19 protein-coding genes are annotated in these 24978 nt (G+C 47.7%); 3 read left to right on the forward strand and 16 right to left on the reverse strand.

The genetic code is table 11. From position 1 onward, the window contains the following. Positions 1-2: 2 nt before the first annotated feature. The 10 genes from K2Y22_11560 to K2Y22_11605 all read right to left on the reverse strand — a co-directional run bounded on the left by K2Y22_11560 (position 3) and on the right by K2Y22_11605 (position 11731). Positions 3-644, reverse strand: coding sequence for a hypothetical protein (locus K2Y22_11560; GenBank protein MBX9879085.1), 642 nt, complete (start codon positions 642-644; stop codon positions 3-5). Between the two features lie 16 nt (positions 645-660). Next, entirely contained in the window at positions 661-3474 is a 2814-nt protein-coding gene (locus K2Y22_11565; protein ID MBX9879086.1) for an ATP-binding protein, read from the reverse strand. 9 nt (positions 3475-3483) lie between these two features. Beyond that, positions 3484-3825: a hypothetical protein gene (locus tag K2Y22_11570; GenBank protein ID MBX9879087.1), complete on the reverse strand. Its 342-nt coding sequence runs from the start codon at positions 3823-3825 to the stop codon at positions 3484-3486. Between the two features lie 10 nt (positions 3826-3835). Next, on the reverse strand, positions 3836-4504 hold the full coding sequence (locus tag K2Y22_11575) for a DUF2225 domain-containing protein (protein ID MBX9879088.1): 669 nt from the start codon (positions 4502-4504) through the stop codon (positions 3836-3838). 136 nt (positions 4505-4640) lie between these two features. Further along, positions 4641-7688, reverse strand: coding sequence for a DUF4064 domain-containing protein (locus K2Y22_11580; protein ID MBX9879089.1), 3048 nt, complete (start codon positions 7686-7688; stop codon positions 4641-4643). 227 nt (positions 7689-7915) lie between these two features. Then, positions 7916-8347, reverse strand: coding sequence for a hypothetical protein (locus K2Y22_11585; GenBank protein ID MBX9879090.1), 432 nt, complete (start codon positions 8345-8347; stop codon positions 7916-7918). 51 nt (positions 8348-8398) lie between these two features. Then, entirely contained in the window at positions 8399-9001 is a 603-nt protein-coding gene (locus tag K2Y22_11590) for a hypothetical protein (GenBank protein MBX9879091.1), read from the reverse strand. Positions 9002-9004: 3 nt separating this feature from the next. Continuing rightward, on the reverse strand, positions 9005-9691 hold the full coding sequence (locus K2Y22_11595; GenBank protein MBX9879092.1) for a hypothetical protein: 687 nt from the start codon (positions 9689-9691) through the stop codon (positions 9005-9007). Positions 9692-9812: 121 nt separating this feature from the next. Next, positions 9813-10751 (reverse strand): hypothetical protein, encoded by a 939-nt coding sequence (locus tag K2Y22_11600; protein MBX9879093.1) that lies wholly within the window; start codon positions 10749-10751, stop codon positions 9813-9815. A gap of 20 nt (positions 10752-10771) precedes the next feature. Continuing rightward, positions 10772-11731 (reverse strand): hypothetical protein, encoded by a 960-nt coding sequence (locus K2Y22_11605; GenBank protein ID MBX9879094.1) that lies wholly within the window; start codon positions 11729-11731, stop codon positions 10772-10774. A 254-nt stretch (positions 11732-11985) separates the two neighbouring features. Here K2Y22_11605 and K2Y22_11610 point away from each other — a divergent pair, with 254 nt between their 5' ends. Further along, positions 11986-12624 carry a hypothetical protein gene (locus tag K2Y22_11610; protein MBX9879095.1) on the forward strand — a complete coding sequence of 213 codons (639 nt, stop codon included), beginning with the start codon at positions 11986-11988 and terminating at the stop codon, positions 12622-12624. Here the strand turns inward: K2Y22_11610 and K2Y22_11615 are convergent. The 3 genes from K2Y22_11615 to radA all read right to left on the reverse strand — a co-directional run bounded on the left by K2Y22_11615 (position 12621) and on the right by radA (position 17572). Beyond that, complete coding sequence (locus K2Y22_11615; protein ID MBX9879096.1) at positions 12621-13889, reverse strand: replication-associated recombination protein A; 1269 nt, start codon at positions 13887-13889, stop codon at positions 12621-12623. The two genes, K2Y22_11610 and K2Y22_11615, sit on opposite strands and share 4 nt — an antisense overlap. 209 nt (positions 13890-14098) lie before the next feature. Next, complete coding sequence (gene uvrC / locus K2Y22_11620) at positions 14099-15991, reverse strand: excinuclease ABC subunit UvrC (protein MBX9879097.1); 1893 nt, start codon at positions 15989-15991, stop codon at positions 14099-14101. 99 nt (positions 15992-16090) lie between these two features. Next, positions 16091-17572: a DNA repair protein RadA gene (radA, locus tag K2Y22_11625; GenBank protein ID MBX9879098.1), complete on the reverse strand. Its 1482-nt coding sequence runs from the start codon at positions 17570-17572 to the stop codon at positions 16091-16093. 156 nt (positions 17573-17728) lie between these two features. Between radA and lgt the strand changes: the two genes are divergently transcribed. After that, positions 17729-18526 carry a prolipoprotein diacylglyceryl transferase gene (gene lgt / locus K2Y22_11630; GenBank protein ID MBX9879099.1) on the forward strand — a complete coding sequence of 266 codons (798 nt, stop codon included), beginning with the start codon at positions 17729-17731 and terminating at the stop codon, positions 18524-18526. On the opposite strand, the gene K2Y22_11635 is transcribed toward lgt, so the two are convergent. The 3 genes from K2Y22_11635 to K2Y22_11645 are packed head-to-tail and all read right to left on the reverse strand — an operon-like array spanning position 18519 to position 21672. Continuing rightward, the gene (locus K2Y22_11635) at positions 18519-19541 is read right to left on the reverse strand and encodes a D-glycerate dehydrogenase (GenBank protein MBX9879100.1); all 1023 of its coding nucleotides are present in this window, start codon (positions 19539-19541) and stop codon (positions 18519-18521) included. The genes lgt and K2Y22_11635 overlap by 8 nt on opposite strands. Next, positions 19541-21196 (reverse strand): glycerol-3-phosphate dehydrogenase/oxidase, encoded by a 1656-nt coding sequence (locus K2Y22_11640; GenBank protein MBX9879101.1) that lies wholly within the window; start codon positions 21194-21196, stop codon positions 19541-19543. Before K2Y22_11640 ends, K2Y22_11635 begins: the two co-directional genes overlap by 1 nt. Next, entirely contained in the window at positions 21196-21672 is a 477-nt protein-coding gene (locus tag K2Y22_11645; protein ID MBX9879102.1) for a hypothetical protein, read from the reverse strand. The genes K2Y22_11640 and K2Y22_11645 overlap by 1 nt, the downstream gene beginning before the upstream one ends. Positions 21673-21917: 245 nt before the next feature. On the opposite strand from K2Y22_11645, the gene K2Y22_11650 reads away from it, so the two are divergent. Further along, positions 21918-24896 carry a CHAT domain-containing protein gene (locus K2Y22_11650; protein MBX9879103.1) on the forward strand — a complete coding sequence of 993 codons (2979 nt, stop codon included), beginning with the start codon at positions 21918-21920 and terminating at the stop codon, positions 24894-24896. The last annotated feature ends 82 nt before the right edge of the window (positions 24897-24978 follow it).

Genomic DNA, 24978 nt, shown 5'->3' on the forward strand with positions numbered 1-24978 from the left:
CATTAGCTTGATTGACCTCCCTCGCTAATACCAACTATTTTCATGCCGTCAGGCGTGTTCTTAACCATGTACTCCAATTTCACCGGACGGGCTGTTTGGCCTTTTCCAGGAATTTGAAGCGTCTGCATGCCATCAACGAAAACAACTATGGCACCGTCATGCGAACCGCCGGCAAAAACCCTGTCAGCTTTGAAGCTGCTCTTAACACCGGAACCTTCAATTTGTTCAGCCAATTCCGGCGACCAGACATTCTTACGATATGTCGCTGCAACATCAGGCGTCATGAAGGCAATGGCTTTTTCTTGAGATGATCTGGCTGTTGCGGCAGACAAATCCCAAGCCAGAGGCAGCCAGGCAATAATCATCGATTTTGCTTGATCAGCATCTGTTGATGAACCTGACTGGGCTTGTGGTGGAGCAGCTGCTCCTTCAACCATGCGATTACCACTACGCATGGAGCCCTGCCCATCTCCTCCTCTGCCTGTCACATCAGGATCGCTCATCCATTTTTGATAAGCCACCTTGCGTTCAGGAGCAGGAGTCGGCATCAGAAGAATAGTCAAAAATATTCCGGCCAAAAATCCCACGGCAGCGACCATGATAAGGGTCAGGCGATATTTTTCTCCAGCTTGATAATCAAACATCTTTTATCACCTCCACCTAACTCGCCTGCGCATGCGGTTGTTGCACAGTCTCAGGGCTGATACCCTGAGCAAGCAAATGGCATGCCATGCGTATGTCGCCGTTGCAAGCTTCAATCATACGAGCGCGCAATGGCTGATCGTTGTTTGGCTCTGTGGTGGCAACCCAATACATAAAGCGCGGTACAACCAATTTGACGACGCCGCGCGACATCTTGTGATAGATGAGAAACGCTTCTGAGTATTCACGGTTTTTGCGCGTTAAGTGTCCAATCGAGGACATCTCTTGCGGAGTTAAACCGCAAGCATCCTTAATCAAATCAAAGTTAGCCGGGTCATTACCTAGAATGACTTTTATCGCACTGTTGCTGGCAAGAGTTCTTGCTCTGTCATCTTTCAGCAGATCGTTCAACTCCTGAGATATGCCGATGAACAATAGACCTAAGTGTCGGCTTGTACGTGATGCATCTTCTACAAGAGTTTTGCCACCCTCGTAACGCAATAGTCTCCACAACTCGTCTATACAGAACACAAACCGTGCCGGTTTGCCTTTTGCCATTTGCTCCATCTTGTGTTGATGAGCGCGTCTCAAGACAAAGTCGGATACGAAAAGTGTGACGACCGCTTCCAATGTTTTGTCATGGGCAAGATCGGCGGTATCAAATACCATCAACTGCGAATCCATTGGGATGGAAGTTTGTCCGTCAAATAATTTACCAAAAATGGCTCCGCGACAATACAAGCCCAAACGGTTAGCTAGATCTTCGGCAACCTCGCCTCGGCGATAGCCTTTGTTTGCTTCTGCTTCTTTCTTCAGCCAGGCAACCAAATCGGATTCGACTGGAATTCTGCCTTCAGCAGCACAGCTCTTATAAATTGCTTGAATGCCCTGCATAAGGATAGGTTTTTCATCCTTGGTCATGGCTTGCTCACCACGCTCGCCTAACATGACGGAGTGGAAATTGAGCAGTTTGATGATATGCGACTCTGGTGGATTAGCCGGATCAATAGGCTTACCGTCAGAAGTAGCAAAAGGTAAATCATAAAGGTTGATACAAACTGATCCGTCAGGACCGAGTCTAATGTATGCAGCATCATCATAAACATCGGTTAGCACCTTGTAGGAGCCCGAACGGTCAATGATAACGGACTTGGCGCCAGCCAGAGTTTTCATTTGAATGATTTGTTGGGCGACCATAGATTTACCTTCACCAGGCTGACCGAAAACAATGGCCAGGGCGTTAGGTAGTCTTTCATCGTACGGATTCAAGAATACAGGCTCCAAAGTCTCTTTGGAAAAACCAAGCCAGTCGCCTTGTTCCGAACCCAATTGTGCATGCACAAACGGGAATGAATTGCGCACTGTCGGTGTTCTTACAGCTTTGCCGCGACGGGTGACATCAAGTCCCAATCCAGGCAAGCTGCCGACAAACAATTGCTTTTGTTCATGGAAGCCGACTACAAAGCGAGCACCACGGCATTGTGGAGCAGCGCTACGCACTAGTTCCGTATTGCGGTTCAAGTCTTCCAAGCTGTCGGCATTCAAAGTGAAGTAAACAGCGTAGTTGAATATTTCCATGTTGGTTGTATACAACTCGGAGCCGATGTGGGCAGCTTCTTGAGCCTTTTCCGCTTCTTCCTGGTTAGGTGCGGAGCGCTGTCCCAAAATGCCTTGATATGTGTTGGCTGTTGCTTGTGATTGCTTGCGCTGTAATCTCTTGCGGAATACTTCCTTGTCCAACTTGTGAGCAAAGATATTCATGCGCCATTCGCAGTTAAGTCTCAATAGCGGCGACAACCACAAAGGACCAGTACGTTCCGGCAGACGTGACATGTACAAGCTGCGCACATATTTGCCTGTCGGCTTTGTCATATCTTCTGATTCGGACAAGTCGCTAATCAAAGCATAGTCCGAATGTGTAAAGTCATATACGGACTCCGCCAATTGTTCGCGCAGAGTTGCCGGCTCCATATCCGGGAATATGGCACGCAAGTCAGGAGTCATAGATGCTGTCTGCGGTCTTATCGGGTGCGGCAGCCTTTCTGATGAAACAGTGCTTGCTGCCGGATTGAGCTCTTTATAAAGCATCTGGAAGTATTCAACGCCGCCAATTGGACGACCGCTCATACCACAGTGATTCAACTGCGCAACATGCCCCATTGATCTCTGAACAAGAGTCTGAACATTTTTCAGGTGATGCTCTTTGCTCTGGCTGGCAGCCTTATTTGTAAATACATCTATGATGTGACCAACAGTGCTTTCAATGAAGGACTGTTTTGCCGGCTTTTCTTTGGGTGGTCTGAAGCAGAAAGTTACGTAAAACTTCAATTCCGGAATGAAGTTTTTCGACATCAAGAATGCTTCGTCATTTTCCACACCACGAGCAACGTACTTGAGAAACTCATCGTCGACTACATCAACCGGGTGACGCAAGAAGTACTCGCGCTTGGTGATGTTGTGACAGACAATCGTTAATTGAACCGAGGTGTCAACACTATTCAAGAATCCAGTGAAGTGTTGCATAAGTGAGCCAAGACGTACTTCATCAAAACCGGATACGTGTACGCCATCAACTTCAAAGCAGCAGCGGTAGCTGCCATCTTTCAAAACAACAATGCCTAATCCTGATGCTTCATCGTGGAAGAGATCCCACAGCGGAACAAGTCCGGCTGCCGATGGATTAGTGCGCGGCACAGCAGCAGAAGGCAATTTAGATAAACGAGACTTGCGCATCTGACGATCTAAGTCTTGAGCGCTCGACTTTTGTCCTCTGCCCAGGAATCCCAGGAGGCTATTTTCAGCTAGATTTGAGCGGGATAGTGATGAATCCATAATTACACCCTAATCAATGAAGTCAGGCAAGTCTTCGTCGGATATAAACCGCTTCGGACTTGGATCTGGTCCAGGGACATAAACAGAAGGAGAAAAGAATGACTCAATCATTGGCTCAAGCGAAGCTGTTGGTCCGGCCAATGTAATAAGTGCATAAGCAGGTCCGATGATCATGACAAAGATGGTCAAATCCAAGCGCAGATCATGACCTAAAAACGGTATCGGGTTGAGCCACGAATAAAGCTGCGAACCAAGCAACAAGGAAATGAGCACAGCAATAAGCTGGTCATAACGCATACCAAATAACTTTGGTTGGTCTTCTAGGTTTAGTGGTGTGATATCTTCCATCATTTCCTTTTACCTAGACCTTTGCACCTTGATCAACAAACATCAGTTCAACCAAATGAGAAGGCATAACTGCAGGATCGCAGTCTCCAGAAATAGCCAAAACCTTTTGTCTATCTAGAAGCTCTTGCGGAATATTGGCAATTGGTGTCACTTTTTCAAAATGCAGTATTGCTGCCTTGAAGTCTCTCAACTGACGGCAGATTTCACCCATCACGTAGTGGTAGTAGCCACGGCTACCTTCCCAATCGTCTAATTTGAGGGTGTTGTCCATCTCGTGATGGGCAAGCTCCAAGAAGCGTATCTCGGGGTTTCCGGCTTCACGGCTGCACCAGTAGCCATTTAGAGCTAAAAGAGCCAAATCGAGGCTGTGGGAGCCACTTGAGCGCCCTGTTAGGACGGCATGGGCAAAGCGCTTGGGATACTCCAAGCTAAGTGGTTTAGGTAGGAGCTTGCTGTCGAAAGGATGGGTCTTAAAAGCTTGTACCCACCAGGCATAGCCACAGGCAGGGCACATAGCCACAAAAGCCGCTCTTAATGCCGGGTCCGGCAATACTCTATGCAAGTCGGCTTCTACAGTGGTCTCAGCAGTTATATCAGGCGAGGCAACCAGCGTCTTAGTACCGAACATGGAATTACATGTTGGGCAAAGAAGCGTCGTATCTCTTAGAACAAATTCTTTCATAACCTGCATCGTGCCTACCAGAAGGGAAGCTCTAATGCATATAGCTTAGGGATAAATAAGCCCCAGGTAAATCGGGGGAACTCCCATTCTCGTGGGAGTATTCCCACACTTTTGATTAAGTCTTAGAGCGCTGGATTCAGGGGTTTCTGCCCTTGGGTCCTCTATTGCCGAGCATGCTGTTTACAGCAGACATGCTAGGTATTCCGCCGTTATTTAATATGGTTTCGGCAGCTCGCAATTGCTGAGCGTTGATACGGCTTACATCCCAGTTCTGGGTACGCATAGCGTTGACTGTGTAAGCGGTGTTCACTGTTGTGTCTCCGGCGCCCAATACCTTTGCGCTGACAGCAAGATCCGGAATTATCTCCGTCTCATTATTAGCCGTGAAGTTATCTATTAGTTTGCCTACTTCGACCATGTCTTTGTGTTGGAGCTGCATTTCACTCATGCCGGCGTCGCGAGCGGCTTGAATGAAATTCACTCCAGCTTCAATGCGCGATCTGACAGTAGACTTGCCGGAGTAGCTACCTAGAATTGAATAAGCTGTGCCGGCTTGTCTTATATGTCCGCTACTGGTCAGAGTCTGAATGCCTGCCTTAATATCTTGATTGAGTGTCGGCAATTCAGCGCCGTTCGACTTGACGTAGACTTGCGTGATCACGTCCACATCTTGAGCATCTAGACTGTTGGACAAATTTCCAAGCGTCGAACTTAGCTCGGCACCTTCCAATCCGGCAACGCCAGGTTGTGCTTGTATATAAGCAGATACTGCTCTAATAGCTTTTGCTTGCTGACCTTTGTTCATGGACATAATCCATGGATTGCCTGCGGCAGCTCTATTCTGAACGGTTGGTTTCATAGCAAGCGAAGATAAGTTATCACCGACGGTGCCATAGGATGCATTCCATGGTGAATCAGGTCTTTGAGTATCAACCATCATCGAGTCGACATCAGCCTGTCTGTCGCCGCTCCAATCGCCGTGCATTTGCCTGAGCATCGCAGTATAGTCGTTGCCCTTCTCATTGCGATAATAAGCCTCGGCACCTTCAACGGCATAACGCTGCGCACCCTCACGTGCACGGAATTTACCGATTGTAGATTCTTTATAGTCTTTGCCTTCGATATTTGCTCTCTGTAAGTCACCGGATTGCGGAGCATCGTATCCCATTTTCTGGGAACCATGTTCAGCTGTGTGCTTAGCCAAATCATTGCTATTAATAAGTCTAGCGCTGGCGCCGACAAGAACACGTCTACCGATGTCTTCCTGGCTTGAGCCTTGCGGAATATTTATTTGCTTCAAATCACTCTTACTGTCAAAGACGTAACCTGCCTTATCATTTTCACCATAAGCAATTCCAACATCGCCATCCGCGATATCACCGACGAAGCTACCGATGTCATTCTTGAATTTGGTCTTCGGTCCAAAGATATCAGCGGCATTGAAAGCTGTTTGAGCTTGTTTGCCAGGCGGCATTGCGCCTGCACCTACGCCTCCAGGTCCGCCACCAATAGTTGGTCCTTGTCCTGTAAGCGGAGTACCTGTAGCACCAGCTGAAGCAGTTGTCGCACCCGCGCTTGAGAAAGTAGCGCCACCACCACCAAGTCCCGGTGTCGGTCCCGGAGTTGGATTGGGTCCACCGCCTGGCGTTCCTGGAGCAGAAGGTCCACCCAATCCAAGTATTCTCGGACCAGGCAATCCCAGAGGTTGCCCAGGCGTATTAGTTGCAGCAGCGGATCCGGCAGTTGCAAGAGCAGGTCCGGTACCACCAGCGGCGGCACCAGCCGGCATAGCCTGATTGGCACCGTAAGCGGCAAATGCCGGCGAAGCACTGGCATTAATTGTGCTGGAAGATGGTACTGGTGTAGGTCCGCCTTGCACGCCTTTCCACAGGCTGGAAACAGCACCGGCAGCTACTCCTGGAACACCTCTAACTTTATCGATAATGTCTTTTGCATCAAGGAAAGAAAGTTTTGGTTCAATCGAGCCGGACATCATGAATGCCGGCCCTTGAATCATCAATTGCAAAATTCCAAGCACAAGCAAAATTTTGCCCCAAGGATTATTTGCTGAATTCAAGACAATAATGAGCAGCCTAAATAATGCAAGCCAGACAAAAGTCCAGAGACTTACAATCACGAAGCTGTACATGTACTTAACTGTAAAGCTTTCAGTGTCAGGCACTGCGAAAAATACAATGAACAAAGGCGCGAACATATATTGAGCAATGAGAATTGCTGTTTGAACTGCCTTGAGCATGAGAATTACAAGCAATTGCCCAATGATGATTGCTGTTAAAAGACCAAAAATAAGTTCGGCGGCAAATGAAACCGTACCGCCTACCGCACCTAATACCCAACCGCCGAAGCCGACGTTGGTACCCACTGTACCCATGACTGGCGCCAAGGCTGAAACCAATCCGGCTGCAGTGTCAACCAGACCTGCTTTGATGATGGTGACTATAGCTTGATCAAATTCAGCCATGCTGTCTGCAGTGTTAAACCAAATAGCTTTGATCATCTGGTTGGCTAATTCAGTAACGAATGAATAGACGGTCGGCCAAGCAAGCAATACGCCGGCAGTAGAGATGAGGCGCATGACAGAACCCATCGGGTTGAGCATGCCTCTCCAATTAGCTTCTGCCCAATACTTCCAAATACAAAGTATGAACAGCAAGAGCAAAAGATCTATGGCGATGGACATCATGATGTCGGCCATCTTGTGCACCGACAATGAGATGTCGTCTTTCCCTTGCGCAACGTTGTTGGCAATATTTGGGTTCAAAACGAATGTAGCAAGAGCTCCTGTAAGGAAGCGCACTACGTCGCACATCCATCCAGTAATAAACTCATAAAGCCATTTGCCGAATAGTTGACCAATGCCTGCAAACAGGTTATCGAAAATGTCATCTGTGTACCACTGGTGCAAGCCGTTGTAGACGTCATTGCCCATGCCCATTGGATTGGTTAAGTCCCAAGTGACTTTCCAGTCCATGTTTTGTTCAGCAGCCTGCTGAGCTAAATTTGTCGCCTCACCATGACCTTGCGGAAAATTAGGCACATTGTGGTCATATGGTTTTGGTGGCGTTGTTTCGTAAGCCGGATCACTCGAGTCACTGCTGGTGCCTGAGCTGCCACCGGCAGATGGATTTTGACTGTTGATTGGATCGTTCCAAGAACTTTGCACACCTGGTTTTGTTTGCGCCAAACATGAAGAGGCAAAAACAAAATAAGGGGCACACACCAACAAAAGCATAACTAGAGCAGAAGCTTGGCGCTTCCACCCTGTCAATTTCGTGTGTATTCCTGGAAATTTCATTAGTTAAAAAACTTTTGTCGCCTTAAGTGGGGAAAACCGCCTTAAAGGCATCGGGCCGGTACCAGCTTTTGATACCGACCCGATTGGGAAACGGTTTAGAGACCGCCGCCCAGTCCGCCGAAGTTGTTGATGGCGAACGTGCCAATTAAGTGGACGGCAGTAGGACCGCCGAAACCGATACCGAGACCTTTGGCGACGTTCATGGCAGATTCACCACCATCACGGCTACCGAAGGCAACCTTCATACCAGCGACGGATGAAGGAATTGTCGATAAAGCAGTTGAAACTCTGGAGATGTCTCTTGCGGAGTCATATCCGAAGTCGGCCAACTGACCCACTTCATTGGACTGCCCGTAGCGAGGGTCTACCGGGGGACCCACTAGTCCTTGCGCATGGGCTACTTGATCGTAGACACCAATTGCAATTAGGAGCAGTTGAGGGGCCAGTAGAAAGCCCACGCGACAGGCAACCTTGAAGGCGCGCGAAGAAGTTACCTTCTTCGTTATTGCTGTTACTTTAGGAACCATTTGTAACCTCCTTGTTTAGGTTGATGTGTCCTGTAGCGTCTGGAATAAAACTTAGTTTTTCAAAACCTTGCCGTGTACATCGGCATTTCTCTGGTAGCCGTCACTAGCCGAAGTTGGCAGATAGGTTCCCGGAGCGTAACCGACGTTCTTGTCATAGCTAGCCAATTGAGCCGGAGTTGCATCAAGCGCACTTGGTGCTTTCTTTCTCATTAGCTTGGCATTGACAGAAGTTGTATGGTGCCCACGATGCGCAATAATCGGACGAGCCGTCAGCGGCTTCGATTTAGCTTGCGCCATCATTGGTTTTACTTCGGCAGGCGGAATAGCCGGCTGACCAAAGGCACTGTTAAACTCTACTTTCGGAGTGACCGTTGTGAATGCCGGACGCGCAGCTACTTGCTCACGGCTCTTCGGCTTTTCCAACATGCTTGGATCAAGACCCAAGAAGTTGGCACCTTTCGGTACGCTGCCGCTTTGTACGGCATGACTCATTTGAGGAACCTTCGGCTCTTCCGTTTTGTAATAGTTGGGAGCAAAACTGAAGCGAGCTCCAGCTCTTTGTTGAGCATTAGCCGGATTGACTGCTATCAACATAGCTGTCAACGCCAGTGCACTCATTGCAAAATATTTGATGTTCATATTTGTCTTACTCATGGATTATCTTCCGCCCCCTGCGATTCCGCCAAAGCCAATGCCAGGTCCAAGAAATGTTGTTGGTATTTTCAGGAGTCCTGGAATCGAGCTGAAGGCATTAGAAGCTCCGCCGCGACGTGTATCACGTCTGACTATTGGATTGGTCGAACCACCAGTTAGTGTTTGTGACTGACCAAAGCCAGGACCATCACTAATTGGGGAATTGACCGCCACCATACCTTGGTTGACCATATTTTGTGCGGCTTGGTTCGGTATCGGGTTGGTGCCCATAGGAACCAAATATGGATTAGTTCCGCCCATGTTGGCGTTGATTTGATTCAGTTGCGCTTGGTTGTTTGGAAAAGCCGGCATTGCAGCTCTTCCATGCATTGAATCATTCATTGCCTTTTGCATTTGCTTATAAGGATTGTTGTTTGCACCGGCTTGATAGTCAGGCACTAGTCCAGGCACATTTGCCGAATCCGGTGTTGTGTCAAAACTAGATTGACTGTGCGATTGGTTGCGAGCCATTCTTGCAGCCACTGCCGGATCAACAGGCACAACTTCTGGGGGAAGAAGTGAATCTTGATCCATACCAAGACCCTGTGCAAAGGCACCATAAGAAATAGAGCCAAGCAAAACAAAAGACAAAGGAAGTGCAGCAAGCTTGCGCTTGGCGTTTCCTTTCATTTGTATGTTGGTCAGTTTCATTTGGTTTTTCCTTGAAATGCTTCCCTGGGGGAGCTATTAGGTTGCAGATTTTAGGCTATTCACTATCCTGTGAGAAGCGGGGGAATTCCCATCTGAGTGGGAGTCTTCCCATTAGCCCTGTCTAAAAATTGGTCAGGACTGCATAAGGCAAGAGCAATTGATCTTGCTTCTGCGGGTTGGTGTTGGATGGGTCAAACTGCATGTAAGGAAAACCGAAATCGGTTGTCTTGCTGCTGTATTGCGGTTCACGTCTCATACCTTGACCAAATTCATAAGCTTGGCGGGCATTGAGAGGTGCCATCGGGTTATCACGCGTGGAGCTCAAGCCGTAGTCTTGCAGCGCAGTCCCTGTAGGGATCGTGCAGCAATCGCCGGCGCTGAAGCGTCTGCCGCCGCCCAAGTCGATTGAACTTGAACGAAGACCGTCGCCAGTTGGCACGCCGTAAGGCACGCCCCAACCAGCCCATGGACCAAGTCTAGTTACTTCATCCTGGCTGCCGTCGCCGCCGCCGCCCAATACTGAGTTGCGACCACGATAACCCCATTGGTGTGATTCCTGACCACCACGTCTAACCGTTGGGATAGATGTGTAGTAGCCACCAGTACCGGGAATGCCACCACCAGGATTGATGTTTTCAATCTGTGCCGGGTTGAATGAACCGTAAGGAGCCGTCATCGGACCAGGATCCACACCAGGAGTGGAAGGTGGAGCTGGAATGAAAGGCGTAAGCATCGGTCCTAGAACACCTGGCGGTGTAACAACTGATGGCGTAACCGGCAATGGAACACCGGAGGAAGCAACACCAGCTGTGTTGGCTGGAATATTGGTTACCCAAGGCTTCAATTCAGGTGAGCCACCCATACCGGGCGTCACCGGCGCCGACGTTGGTCCATCGCCTACTGCGGGCGGTTGACCTTCCGGCGGGCAAACGAATGGCGGTGAGGATAAAGCACCCGAAATAAGCGGGTCACGCAACATCGATGCCGATTGCGCGTGAGCTGCCTGCGCTGCAGCGAGTACTGCAAGTGGGAGCATTATTCTAGTCATTGTCTTGAACATAATTGGCCTCCTGGAGCCGATTAGCGCTTAACCAATGTGGTTTGCGGACGAAGTGGGGGATTACGACGATTCCATCTCTGGCGATTGCCATAAAGGTTTTGAGTTTCAGTAGCATTGGGCAAGTTAGGATCTCTATTGCTTGTTGCATACATAGAAACTGATTGTGAATTTGCTGTTGGACGAATACCGGATTGAGATTGCGTTGGTTTAATTACCGCAACATCTTTCAAATATTGTCCGAAGTCATAAAGCTGTGTGCCGGTGCCATGATCAACACCAAGGTCTCTTGTCTTTTGCGAGGCCCAACGTTGAATTGGCGGGTTGCCCATAAGACCACCCTGCGGTTGAATATTGGTTACTTCAACAGGAGGCATTGCACCTGCGTCTTTTGCATATATAGGACCCGGATCCGGTCCTTTCAAAAGAGGTGCAGATGGTGGCATGTCGGTTGAGCGCGCATAGTCTTTACTTTCACTACCATCAAGAAGTGGAAATTGCATATGCGTCGGCGGTAAAAATGGAGCACCCCAATCACCAGGATTGATACCAACGGAAGTCGGTCCATCACCCCAAGCAGGCATCTGGCTCATTGGAGCTTCCTGATAAGGCTCAGTCACCATCGTCCCTGGAATATAGGGATTGCGGAGAGTTTCGTTTGATCCGGCATCTGACTTGGATATAGGATAGCTGCCGTTTCCCGTCATTGGATAACCGGCAAAACCTCTAACGGGCGTCCCTTGACCGTAATCTGTGTACGGATCACCTGGCGTATAAGGCACGCGAGTCATACTGCCCGGACGGCCAAAAACGTGGTCGTCATCACCGGCAAGGGCAGGTATCTGGCAAGCAAAACCGGCAGCCAAAAGCAGAGGCATAAGCTTCGCCAGCTCTTTCTCTTTTGCCAATTTAGTTGTCTTTGTGTTTTGCATTGCGCTTGTCTGATCGGTACTTTGGGGGCTTTTACCCCAGTTGGCTAACATTAACTTGCAGCCTGCCCGTTGTCTGTGGGGTTATTACGCAACGGCTTGCGGTTAATACGAATTGGGGCCGCATTAAGGAAGTTTGATCAGAAATTCGTCTTAGATTTAACCAAGCAAAAAATCAAAAAAAGCCGGAAAGTCCGATCCCTAGATCGTTTCGCATCACGGGCGGTATCACACCTGCAAAATCAAAACTGCTGGCACATTTGCAAACTTGCCGTTATCATATTAAGCATTGAAGGGGAGACGACACCGTGGACAGTGCCAGCCAACATTTAACGAACTCACTTACTAATTTTTCAATTCCCGCACACGATCAAAATCTCAGTCTTGAAGGCCTCGAAGGTCTCTTTAACTGGGCTTCTGATCTGGTGGCTGACGGGCAGGATCCTCAAGTCAAACAAGTCAACGAACAAAAACTGCGTCGCCGGGTTTTAGAAGTAGTGCAACAAGCTCGCGAACAAAAGGTTGCCAGCGAAGTAAGCACTGAAGTTGCTTATCTACAAAGAAGAGTAATGGCACTTTTGAACGGACTCAGCTCAATGAGCAACGAGAATGCCGAATTAAAACAGATCATTCTTTTGCAAACCTTTGCCATGCAAGCAATTCCAGAGTTAGAAGCAGAAGTCAAGAAGCTTCAAGGTTTTGAAACCGAGCGCAAACACCTACTAGCTACTCAAGAGTCGCTCATGAATACGGTATCCAAGATCAAAATCGAGCGTGACATCATTGATGATCTCTTGCGCGTGGTTGAACTGGAAAACGATCGCCTGGGTAGAAAACTTAACGAAGCCAGAGAACAAGTTACCGTTTTGTCGTCGCGCCGCTGGTGGCATTACTTCACACCAAAGTTTATGCGCAGCAACCAAATTCTTGACGTGAACAAGGGCTAAGCCGAAGCGTCACCCGGAAGCTTACCTTCAAAGCCGCGTTTAGTCGGCACGTAATATTTTCTGCCCTTTAATTCCTTGGGCATACAGTCCATATCCGCTTTGCCCCCTTCATAATCATGGGCATATTTGTATCCGGACGAATAACCAATCTCTTTCATTAACTTCGTCGGTGCGTTGCGCAGATGCAATGGCACTGGATGCTGAACCGTATTCAAAGCATCTTTAGCGGCCGAATTGTAAGCCGCGTACACGCTATTTGATTTTGGAGCAGTTGCCATGTAAACAACAGACTGCGCTAAAGCAATTTTGCATTCAGGCATACCGATGAGTTCAACCGCCTGCATGGCTGAGACTGCCTGAGGCAATGCTTGCGGAGCAGCAAGCCCAATATCTTCCGATGCAAATCTGACAAGACGTCTGGCAATGTATAAAGGATCTTCGCCCGCTTCCAACATTCTAGCCAACCAATACAACGACGCATCAACATCGGAATTACGAATTGACTTATGCAGTGCGGAAATCAAATTGAAATGATGTTCGCCGTCTTTGTCATACTTCAGTACAGCTTGTTGAACCGCTTGTTTTATATCCGCTTCAGACAACTCATTTGCGCCACGTCTTTTTGCAACCAAGACCGCCAATTCCAAACTGTTAAGCGCAGTTCGTGCATCGCCAGACGCGTAAGTAGCTAAAAAACTCAGCAAGTCATCTGATACCACCAAAGATTCATTGCCCAAACCACGAACTTTGTCTTCCAAAGCGCGACGCAAAATAAAAACGACATCATCCACTCCTAATTCATCCAGGACAAATACTTTCAATCGAGAAAGCAAAGCCGAATTGATTTCAAAAGAAGGATTTTCAGTTGTTGCACCAATTAAAACAATTGTGCCGTTTTCCACGTAAGGCAAAAACGCATCTTGTTGCGCCTTATTGAAGCGATGAATCTCATCGACAAACAAAACAGTCCGCCGCTTTTCAAAATTCATGAAGACTTCAGCTTCAGCCATCAGCGCCTTAATTTCTTTAATGCCGGCAATAACCGCCGAAAAAGAAACCCATTTACTGTTTGTCTTATTGGCAATTATCCGAGCCAAAGTAGTCTTTCCAGTACCCGGCGGACCCCACAGAATGAAAGACGAAAGCTGGTCACCTTCAACCATCTGCCGCAAAAGCCCACCCTCAGCCAAAAGCCTATCCTGGCCGACGAACTCATCGAGGTCGGTAGGACGCATACGCTCTGCTAGTGGCTGTTTCGAGTCCATAGGTTAGCGACCAAGCATAAACACTGATGGGAGCAGCGTCCCAAGGAAACAGATGATCATTAACCAGATAATGGCTTTATAGTTCCGCCGAAAGAAGTCAAGCATAAACGCCTCGATTACTGCCCCACTACATATATAAGGTAGGGACAAGCGCCTATTTTATCTCAAAATCGCCCGGGTTTGCCCGGACGCAAGGACATCAAGGAACCCTAAGCATCTGCTTTGTGGAGTACGGCATGAATACTGGCTGCCAGTTTGGCAGAAACTCCAGGAACTTCTGCCAACTCCACTACAGTTGCTTGTTTTATTTTGTCGAATGAACCAAAGTGATCCAGTAGCAATTTTCTGCGCTGAGGTCCAACACCTGGTAAATCGTCCATCCCGGAAACTAATGATCTTTTCGCGCGGCGCTTGCGGTGAAAGGTAACTGCGAATCTGTGCGCTTCGTCTCGTACACGTTGCAGTAAGTGCAATGCCTCACCCCTGCGCGGAAGAAGTACCGGATCAGATTTGCCAGGTAGGTAAACTTCTTCCTGTTTTTTGGCTAAGCCAACAATATCGATATCATTGATACCTAATTCAGTGAGCGCTTCTTTCGCCGCACCAAGTTGTCCTTTTCCACCATCAATAATAATGAGGTCAGGCATTGATTTGCCCTCTTCCGTGATGCGCTTATAGCGCCGGCCAACAACTTCTTTCATTGAAGCAAAGTCGTTAGCTTCACCTTCTACTCCGCGGATTTTAAAAGTCCGGTAGTCTGATTTCTTGCTTTGCGCGTTTTGGAAAACAACCATCGAAGCAACGTTGTCCACGCCTTGAATGTTTGAAATGTCGAAGCACTCAATTCGACGAGGCAATTTACTTAAATTGAGTTCTTCCTTGAGATTAGACAATAAGAGCGCCGTCTTTTGATCTTCATGCGTTTCTTCTTCAAGCATTTGCATCAAGTGCGATTGCGCATTTTTCATTGCAAGATCAATTAATTCTGACTTGCGTCCTTTTTTCGGTGTAATAACTTTAACGTTCCTTTTGGCTTTACCGGTGAGCATTTCCGTCAATGCTTCCGTATCTTCAAGATCAAGGCTGACCAAAACTTCTTTCGGCACTGCGACGTCTTCGCAAGCAGTGTAGTACTGATCAACGAAACTCTGAAAAGCTTCCTGCGCGCTTGTCTTTTCCACCAGCGGTAAAGTATAAGTATCGGAAGCAACCAACATACCTTCTCTGACACGCAACAAACAAATGGCTACGGTCTTTTCGGTGTGCGCTTCGGCAAGCACATCTTGACTGAGTTTTTTGTCTGCAACAAATACTTGTTGCCTCTCAACTACTGTCTCCAATGCGCGAATACGGTTACGAATCTTAGCAGCCTTTTCGTACTCAAGTTCCTTGGACGCTACAGTCATCTGTCTTTTCATTAGATCCAGAACTTCATTCTGGCGCCCGGCCAAAAACATCTCAACTTGGCCGACCATGATGTCGTATTCAGCCTCACCAACTAGTTTCTGGCAAGGAGCTAGACAAAGACCGATGTGATAATTCATGCACGGACGATCTTTAAATGGCGGAGTTCTCTTTTGACGCATAGGAAAAACCTTGCGCAAAATTCGCACTGTCTGCCACATCAAACCAGCTTCTACGTATGGGCCGAATACTTTCGCTTTAGGATTTGTCTTGCGAAACTTTGATGGCTCTCTCACCATGATCAGACGTGGAAAAGGTTCATCATAAGTAATAGCCAACCACGGATAACGCTTATCGTCTTTGAGCGCCACATTGTATCGGGGTCTATGACGTCTCACCAAAGTAGACTCAAGGATGAGCGCTTCCTTTTCGGAATTGGTCAAGATAGTTTCGATGCACACTATTTTCGGCATCATAACTAAGAGCTTAGGGCGCTCGCGCCAGCCGGTGCTATTCCAATAGGATTTAACACGCGATCTGAGGCTTAAAGCCTTTCCTATATATACAATTTCTTGGTCTTCGTCCTTAAATAGGTACACGCCAGGAGTGTCCGGAAGGGAGGCAAGCTGCCGTTCCAACTCGTCACTTAATTTCTTCTCGCGACTGGGCTCTTCAGAGCCTGCGCTCTTCCTTGCCAATCCAACACCTACATTAAAAGGGCTTGCCGTATCTAATTCTACATTTTACCGGCTAAATATCGCTGGCGAGCATGCCAAAAGGGCGCATGCAATGCGCCCCTACACGGACTGGAAAGTCGGGTCTGGTTTAGGCTGAGGGGACATGTCTTGAGCGGGGGATTTGCGGCGGGAAGTCTTAAAGCCCGGCATAGCAGCCTCGAGAGCTTCGCTCAAGTATTCAACGGTGATTACTTCCAAGCTGCCTTTTTTGAAGCCAGTCAATTCGTTACCGGCTGAGACAATGGCTTTGGTGAAGCCCATGCGCTGGCACTCTTTGAGACGGCGATCAATGGCTGCCACAGGTCTCAATTCACCTGATAGTCCAAGTTCACCGATAACAACTAGTCCGGGATCAACGGAGCGATCCAGAGAAGATGTTGCAACTGCCAGCGCGACTCCCAGATCGCCTGCCGGATCTGAAAATTCAAATCCACCAACTACGTTTACATAAACATCTTCACGAGCCAATGAAAGACCAGCTTTCTTTTCCAGCACTGCCAATATTTGCAAGACTCTGCTCAAATCAAAACCATTGGCTACACGTCGTGGGCTCGGATATGCGGATGTGCCAACAAGTGCTTGGACTTCCAGAAGTAACGTTCTTGTTCCTTCACCCGTTGCCACAATTGCTGTACCTGATGCGGCTTGCTTGTGTCCAAGTCGTTTCAATCTATCAGCAAGAAATAAAGCACTCGGATTATCAACTTCCTTCAGTCCTTCTTCCTTCATAGAGAAGATCGCCACTTCTGAAGTTGAACCGAATCTATTTTTTACTGCACGCAAAATTCTCAGTTGTCCGTGACGTTCGCCTTCAAATTGAAGTACAACATCAACAATATGCTCAAGTACTCGTGGTCCGGCAATTGATCCGTCTTTCGTAACATGACCTACGATGATCATGGAAATGCCGCGCGACTTGGCTAGTACTTGCAAAACTCCAGCACATTCGCGGACTTGTCCAACAGATCCAGGAGCAGAACTAATGTCCGGATGATAAATAGATTGAATACTATCGATTACAACTAAATCCGGTTTACTCTCAATTATGTAACGCTCAATTGAATCCAAGTTTTGTTCAGACGTAATTAGAACATCGACTTCTTCGTCTTCACCCGTGAAGCTGCGTCCTATGCGAGCAGCTCTTAGTCTCACTTGTTGTGCCGATTCTTCCGCAGACACATACAATACGCGTCCACGCTTGGCCATTAATCTAGCCATTTGCAAAAGCATTGTTGATTTACCAATGCCTGGATCGCCGGCTAAAAGAATTACGGAACCCGCAACGACTCCACCACCTAAAACTTCATCAACCTGTTTAAGTCCTGATGGAAATCTCGCCTCATCAGCAGGTTGAACAAAATCTAGAGTGATTGGTTTGCTTTCAACTTTCGACGATTCTTTCAGCCGACCCTTGCCTGTTGACTCTGTTGAAATTTCTTCTACAAGGGAACTCCAAGCACCGCACTCCGTGCAACGCCCCAAAAATCCAGAGGAAGCAAATCCACACTCTTGGCAGACCCAACGTGATTTCGATTTTGGCATATTATATAACGCTCCGGCTCGCATAGCCTCGCCTTCGCTAAGCTTGCCAGCATTCTAGGTTCGCTACGCTGCGACCGGCTCGTCGCCGCTCTTGCTTCGCTTCAGGGTAAGTGTAGTCGCTTCTGGACCTCTTGTAAATGTTAGAATTGTTAGCTTATGCAATCGCCTGGCTCGATAATATTTACCTTAGGTCCTTTAGTCATTCGCTGGTATGGCGTAATGATTGCCCTGGGCTTCATTGCGGCAACTTACTTTGCCCACAGGCTGGCCAAGGGTTATTCAATAGACCCGGATAAGTTGGTCAATACAATTTTGGTTTCCTTCATTGGCGGCATTGTCGGCGGGCGACTTTACTTTGTCGCCCTTGAATGGCCGGCCTTTGCTTTACATCCGGAAAATATCTTCGCTACCTGGCAAGGCGGGCTTTCAATACATGGCGGCATGATTGGCTGCGTTTTGGTCGCGTATGCCTATTGTCACTTCAATAAGATCCCCTTTTTGAAAGCGCTTGATATAGGCGGCATAGTGGTATCACTTGGGCAAGCAATTGGACGCTGGGGCAATTTCTTCAACAACGAATGTTTTGGGGGTCCGGTTGATCCGTCATTCCCATTTAGACTTTACATTCCGGAAGAAATGCGACCGGCTAAGTATCAGCATGAGTCATATTTCCATCCGGCTTTTCTCTATGAGTCAGTCTGGGATCTGCTGATTTTCCTACTTCTATATTTCTATCTTGGCAAAAAACTTAAGAAGTATCCGGGCGTAACTTTTATGGCTTATCTGGCGCTCTACTCAATCGGCAGACTGCCTATAGAACTATTGCGTACAGACAGCATAATGAAATTCGGCATACAGGTGCCGGTAATTGCTTCGATAATCACGTTTGTGATTGCCATAGCAGGCATAGCCTTATTCATGGACAAATACCGCAAAGAAAGCAGTTCTACTTAGTAGATGTAGGCGAGCTAATTCGGTTACAAAAAGCGTCCCATGCTGTTTTGTTAACAATATTTGACGGCGCCTTGCCGGAAAACGCCGAGATAAGTCCATCGACGGCTAGTTCCGACATTTTCTTGCGTGTGTCTTCAGTTGCACTGCCTATATGCGGCAACAAAGTGACATTATTCATAGCTATGAGTTCGGCGGGTACTTCAGGTTCGTGTTCGTAAACATCAAGCCCTGCACCGTAGAGTTTGCCATTTTTCAGCGCGGCAATAAGGGCATTGATGTCGACAACAGGTCCACGAGATGTATTAACAAAAATGCAACCAGGTTTCACTAGAGACAAAGCACGCTCGTCTATCAAATGCGTGGTCTCTTTTGTCAGCGGGCAATGAATACTTATGAAATCAGAGCGCTTCAGCAGTTCGTCAAGATTGACATGGACGGCGTTCAATTCCGATTCAATTTTTGCATCGGCTCTATTTCTCTGGCTGTATATGACTTTCATGCCAAAGCCCAAGCATCTGCGAGCAAAAGCCTGTCCAATGCGACCAAGTCCAATAATTCCGACTGTCTTGCCGGCAAGATCTTCTCCCAGCATTAGATCAAGACGAAAGCCTTCCCACTTGCCTGCTCTTACAAATTTGTCGGCTTCAACAATTCGTCTTGCAGTTGAGATTAGCAGGGCAAAGGCGATGTCTGCTGTTGCGTCATCTAAAACCCCAGGCGTATTGAGAACAAGAATTTCCTTCTTTGTTGCTTCCTCCACGTCAATATTGTCATAACCAACGGCGACATTAGCTATAAGCTTGAGAGTCGGATTGTGATCGATTACATCCTTTGTTATAGGCCCGGACAATTGACAGACAACCGCATCACAGCCTTGCAGTCTCGTGATGAGTTCCTGACCCTCTAGCTTATTTTCACTACGATAGAAATCAGTTTCAGCAAAAGACGAAAGCTTTTCAGCCGCATGCTCTGTAATTGGTCCTGTAACCAAGACTTTCAACTTTGAAGGCATCATCAAGCCGGCACACAAACTAATTTCAAATGCTCATCCAGCAATGAATCAACCGCTTTGAGTTCATGATCCATACGCACGGTGTCCCAATTGAGCAACTGAGCCATCAGTTTAGCCACGCGTGGAGCCGCCTCCATGCATTGGCGCTGATGCACAAGACCTAGTCTTAAGCGCCTGAACAGCATGTCTTCCAGCGACACGGCCATTTCTTGCTCAACACAGAATTTCACGTCAGCCATTAATGGCGGAAAGTCAGGACAAATTCTTTCAGACAATTGCGGCTCTGCCTCTAAATAATCGAGTACTCTTTGCGCGTCAGCTCCATAACTGGAGACTAAATGATCAATTGCCGCCGGCTCCAGTTTCATTTTACGCGCGCGTGCAGAAATCGCCGCAGACGCCGTAAGAAAATCTTGTTTATCAAGCCAGCCGCCCAGCATAATTGTTTGCGTTCTAGATTTACCGATATGATCTTGCTCTTCTTCCGGCAATTTCAAAAGGGCCTTGTCCACAACTTGCTTGGCCATTAAGCGGTAGTTGGTCAATTTTCCGCCTGTTAAACCAATAACTCCATACGGACCATCAAAGATACGATGTTCGCGCGAAGCACCTGATGAATCTTCATCGTGCAGAGGATCTTCAACAAGCGGTCGCAGTCCGGCAAATGAGCCGGTAATATCTTTGCGACTCAACTTATGCGAATCCGTATATTCATTGACGACAGACAACAAGTAATCTATTTCATCACCTGCAGGAATTGGATTTTCCAGTTCACCATGATATGGGTGATCAGTTGTGCCGATCATCAATGCTCTTTGCCAAGGAATAACAAAGACGTATCTGCCGTCAGTTGTCGGCAAGAATAGCGCGGTGCTTGTTTCAAAAGCGGAATTAGGAACAATGATATGAATTCCCTTGGAAGGTGCAACATGCTTGCCCCAGTTACGATCCAGCATTTTGAATACTTGATCGACCCAGACGCCTGTAGCATTTACAAACGATTGTCCTTTTATTACAAATTCCGTGCCGTTCAAACGATCCCGGCAATTGACTCCAACAAGACGTCCGTTCTCGATAACAAATCCTTTTGCTTCCGTGTAATTAACTGCTGTTGCACCTAAGTGACAGGCAGATTTAATTACTTCAACAACAAGTCTTGAATCATCAGTAATAGCGTCATGGAAACGCAGACCACCGGAGACCATCTTATTGGAAAGCGACGGCGCTACGCTTAGCGTTTCATCCTGCGACAAGGCTTCGTGTCTCTGGTGGGTTGCCGACCAAGAAACAATATCGTAAATGGTCAACCCGAGTCGCGCCTTCAGTCCAAAAAACCAGTTTCTACGTCCTGTCGGCAACACGAAGTTGAAATCGCGCACCATATGTGGTGCCAACTGCTCCAACAGTTCTCTTTCTTGACAGAGTTCTCTTGTTAGCTTGAAGTGCATTTGCTCCAAGTACCTGAGTCCGCCGTGTATAAGTTTTGTTGTTTTAGAAGAAGTACCGGAGGCAAAATCTTCCTTCTCAATAATGATTACCGAAAGTCCACGAGAAGCGGCATCCTGTGCGATTCCCGCTCCAGCGATGCCGCCCCCAATAACAACGAGGTCAAATTCTTGAGTCTGTGCTACCGAAAGTCCGTGATCCCTGTGTTTCATTACCTGAGTTTATCTTTCAAGAGTGCTGCGCCGAGACCAACAGCGGCACCAGCGGCCGTCAGTTGTCCGACCTTCTTGGATTTATTGTAACCGCGGCTAGATGCCAAACCCAAGCCCAGACCAGCTACTGTACCAGTTGCTACAGTCTTGACTATTGGATGACGCTTCAAAGTTTCACTGGAATTAATTGCGCCGACACCAGCACCGGCACCGGCTCCAATTAGTGCCCCGCGACCAACACCCTTGCCTGTTACCAAGCCGGTAACTGCTCCGGCAGCAACACCAACGCCTGCACCAACTGTGGCGCTACGTACTTTTGGATGTGTTTGGAAAAACTTCTTCGTAGCACTTGACTGCGTGGTGTTTTTGCTTGTACCACCGTACAGCTGTGTATTGGCTGCAACTGCAGGCAACGCCATATTGATAATTAATGTGCTCGTTGTAAGTAGATACGCAATTCTTCCGCTTTGAATCATATGAACCATCCTCCTAGAATCTTGGTCTATTCAAGATACAGCTGACTACCGTTTGATACTCATTGGATATCTTTTGATACCACTCCTTGAAAACAACTCTGCTAAACAGAATTAAGAGTAGGTTGGTCGACGCCTATTATCCTTTAATTGTTCCTATTTGGGTGAGTCAACTTATCTGCCACTACAGAAGCTTCTCTCTTATAATATGGTTTGATAATTCCGTCATTTGAGTGAAGGGGACTTCTGTGAATTACAACAATCTCTTGTCTTCTACAAGAACGACAATGTCGTTGTTGCTTGCCCTGTCTATCGGCTTGCCGGCAGTAGCTGCTTCCGGTGTAAAGACGACGACAACACCCGCTGCTGAAGCTGTTATCAAAGCTTCCAAAGCCCCTGCGAATGAAGAAGATCCGACACTTCAGTATTTGCCGATAGTCCCGCAAACTGCTGAGACGATAGACAAACTTAAGAAGTTTGAAGCCGAAGGCGAAGCCGCATTTCAAAAACACGATTTAGACAAAGCCTTATCAAAGTGGCAAGAAGCCTATGGTTTATCAAAGGAAATGCGCTCATCAGAAGGTGAAGGCCGTGCACTTACTAATATGTGCCGCCTCTACTACGATCGTGGGCAATTAGTACGTGCAAAAGAATTAGGTGAGAATGCTCTTGAGGTTTTAAGCAACAGCTCCGATCAAAAAGCTATTGCGCGTGCACGCGTTGCAATGGCGCAAGTATATTTCAAACAAGACAACCATGCTCTTGCCGGACAATTGCTCGAAATGGCGATGAAATCTTATGCCGAGTTGGGTGTTGACGATGCACCGGATGCTGCAAAAGTTATGAATCTCGCCGGCAACTTATTGGCAAACACCGGCAAATTGAAAGAGTCAATTCCATTTTTCCAGAATTCCGCTTCCTACTATGGAAAAGCTGGTGACTACGCCAATGAAATTACAATGCGCACGGCAATTGCTGCCATGTACCAGGAATTGGGTTACTTAGTTGCCGGTGAAGAAGAAGCCAATCAAGCACTGACTTCCGCACTAGCATCCAAAGAGCCGGCGCTTGTAGTCGGTGCGCTTGCCACATTAGCAAACTGTCAATACAACTTGGGCGAGTATGAAAATGCTTTGCAAAAATACGACATGGCAATGGCCACACAAGTGAAGCTTGCTGATCAATTAGCAATCGCTCAATTTCAAGCAGGCTATGGTTCAACGTTGTCGGCACTTGGTGAATTGGAAACAGCCAAAACATATTTGGAAAATGCTTGTGCCATTTTGAAGACCAAAGGAAATGCCTTATCGCAGGCAACGCTTTTAAATACTTTGGCAATTGTTGAAACACAACTCGGACAATATCAGCCGGCATTCCAACACTTCCAACAAGCGCTGGAGATGCAAGCAATAGCAACTCCAAGACGTCCGAAGCTCAATGTCATCATCATGCAGAACCTGGCTTACGCTAGGGCTCGTTCGGGCGACAACAGAGGAGCAAAACAAACTCTCACAGCAATATTGCCAAACTTCAAAAAATTGGACAACCAATTTCTTGAAGGTCGCACATATGCCGCACTCGGTGAGATATGTCTTGCCTTGAAAGAGACATCCGCTGCAGAATCATTTATCAAACAAGGCATCGCAATTAGCGAAAAAATACACGACGATGCCAGCCTCTGGCGCAACTACACAAATCTTGCCCAGATTTACATAAATCAAGCGCAAATCCCTGCGGCTCAACCTTTGACACAACAGCAGTTGCAGCAACAGCAGCAACAAATCAAGGACGCACTAAATAGCGCTGTTTCATTTATACGTTCGCCGCAAGCAGGCAACTTCGGCAGCGCGGAAAGTCTCAACTTCCCAACAAGCAGAGAAGATCTATCCTACAAGCTGGTATCACTTTTGGTGGGACAGAAAATGGCCGGCACTGCATACAGTGTCGCAGCGCAGCTCAAGGAAGAGTCATTCATTTCGGATTGGAAGCGCTCGCAAGGGATTGTGAAAGCGGCTGATCAAGAAATCTACAACGATCTCTACAAGCAAAGAATTCACATCCACGCAGCCGAAATCGGCAGCAACCCGACCAACTTGGTCAAAGAATGGCAAAACTGGATGGGTCGTTTTGCTCAGTTAGCTGCTGAGAATAAACCATTGGCGCGCCTGGTGGCACCATTGCCGTTAACCGCGCAAGAAATCACACGTCTGGCACAACAAAAACATTTGACTGTGCTCGATTATTTTGTGGGCAGCAATTCCTCAATGGTATTTAGCATCAACCCGCAAGGTAAATTAGCTGCCTTCAGCTTACCCGTCGGACGTAAACAGCTCGAGTCACAAGTGGCTTCACTTATAAACGCTTCGACAAAACCGGAAACCACAGCTACAGCTCCTGCATCTGATGCAGACAAGAAAATGTTGCAGATTCTAGGCACTGAACTGATGCCGCCGAATGTTATGGCGACACTGCCTAAAAATGAAGACGACACTCTGGTTGTTATTCCGGATGCCGTGTTGTTGAATGTTCCGTTTGCAGCTCTTATCGACAACACCGGTAAGTTTTTGGTCGAAAGCCATACGCTTTCCATGTTCGCTTCCGCCGCGGCTCTCGTCGACGGTGCAAGCTCCCAGGACAAGACCGCCGGACAAAATGTAGTCCTTGCCGAGCCGGCTGCAGGCTCTGTTGTAAAAACCAGTGCCGAAGTAAATGCTGTGGCTTCAGCATTTGAACCGGAAAACATCACCATGTTGACAGGCAAAACTTCTCTGCCCGAACTTGAAGAAAAATCAGCAGGCAATAGCTACCTCCACTTGGCGACACAACTAACCTTGCCGGCAAACGATCCGCTGATGGTAGAAATACCTGTCCTTGTCAACAAGGAGAAGAACAGTCCTAAGCTTTCGGCCAAGCAGCTGTTTCAAACAAACCTGACGCCGGATTTGTTTGTCTTATCAGGAACGACAGTAAATCCCAAAGATACGCGCGGACATGCAGTCAAGGTGTTTAGCCGCGGGCTCAACTACACAGGCGCACGCAATGTAATGATGAGCCTATGGCAAGAGCCCGTTGAAGACAGATCAGGTCAACTTGCTGAGTTCTATAAGGAATCGCATGGTGGCTTGAGCCGGGCAAAATCCCTGCGCAAAGCGCAACTTAAAGGACTATCTCGCAATGCTTCGCCCAGACTCTGGGCGGCGTATCAGATATGGGGACCAAGCTTCTAGCTTGGTGTCTGGTTTCGGCTGTATGCGGTGGATTAATTCAGTTATCAAGGAGTTTGGTAAGTACTTATCGGTTGTATATGAT

The sequence above is a fragment of the Candidatus Obscuribacterales bacterium genome (assembly GCA_019744775.1).
Classification (GTDB): domain Bacteria; phylum Cyanobacteriota; class Vampirovibrionia; order Obscuribacterales; family Obscuribacteraceae; genus SBAT01.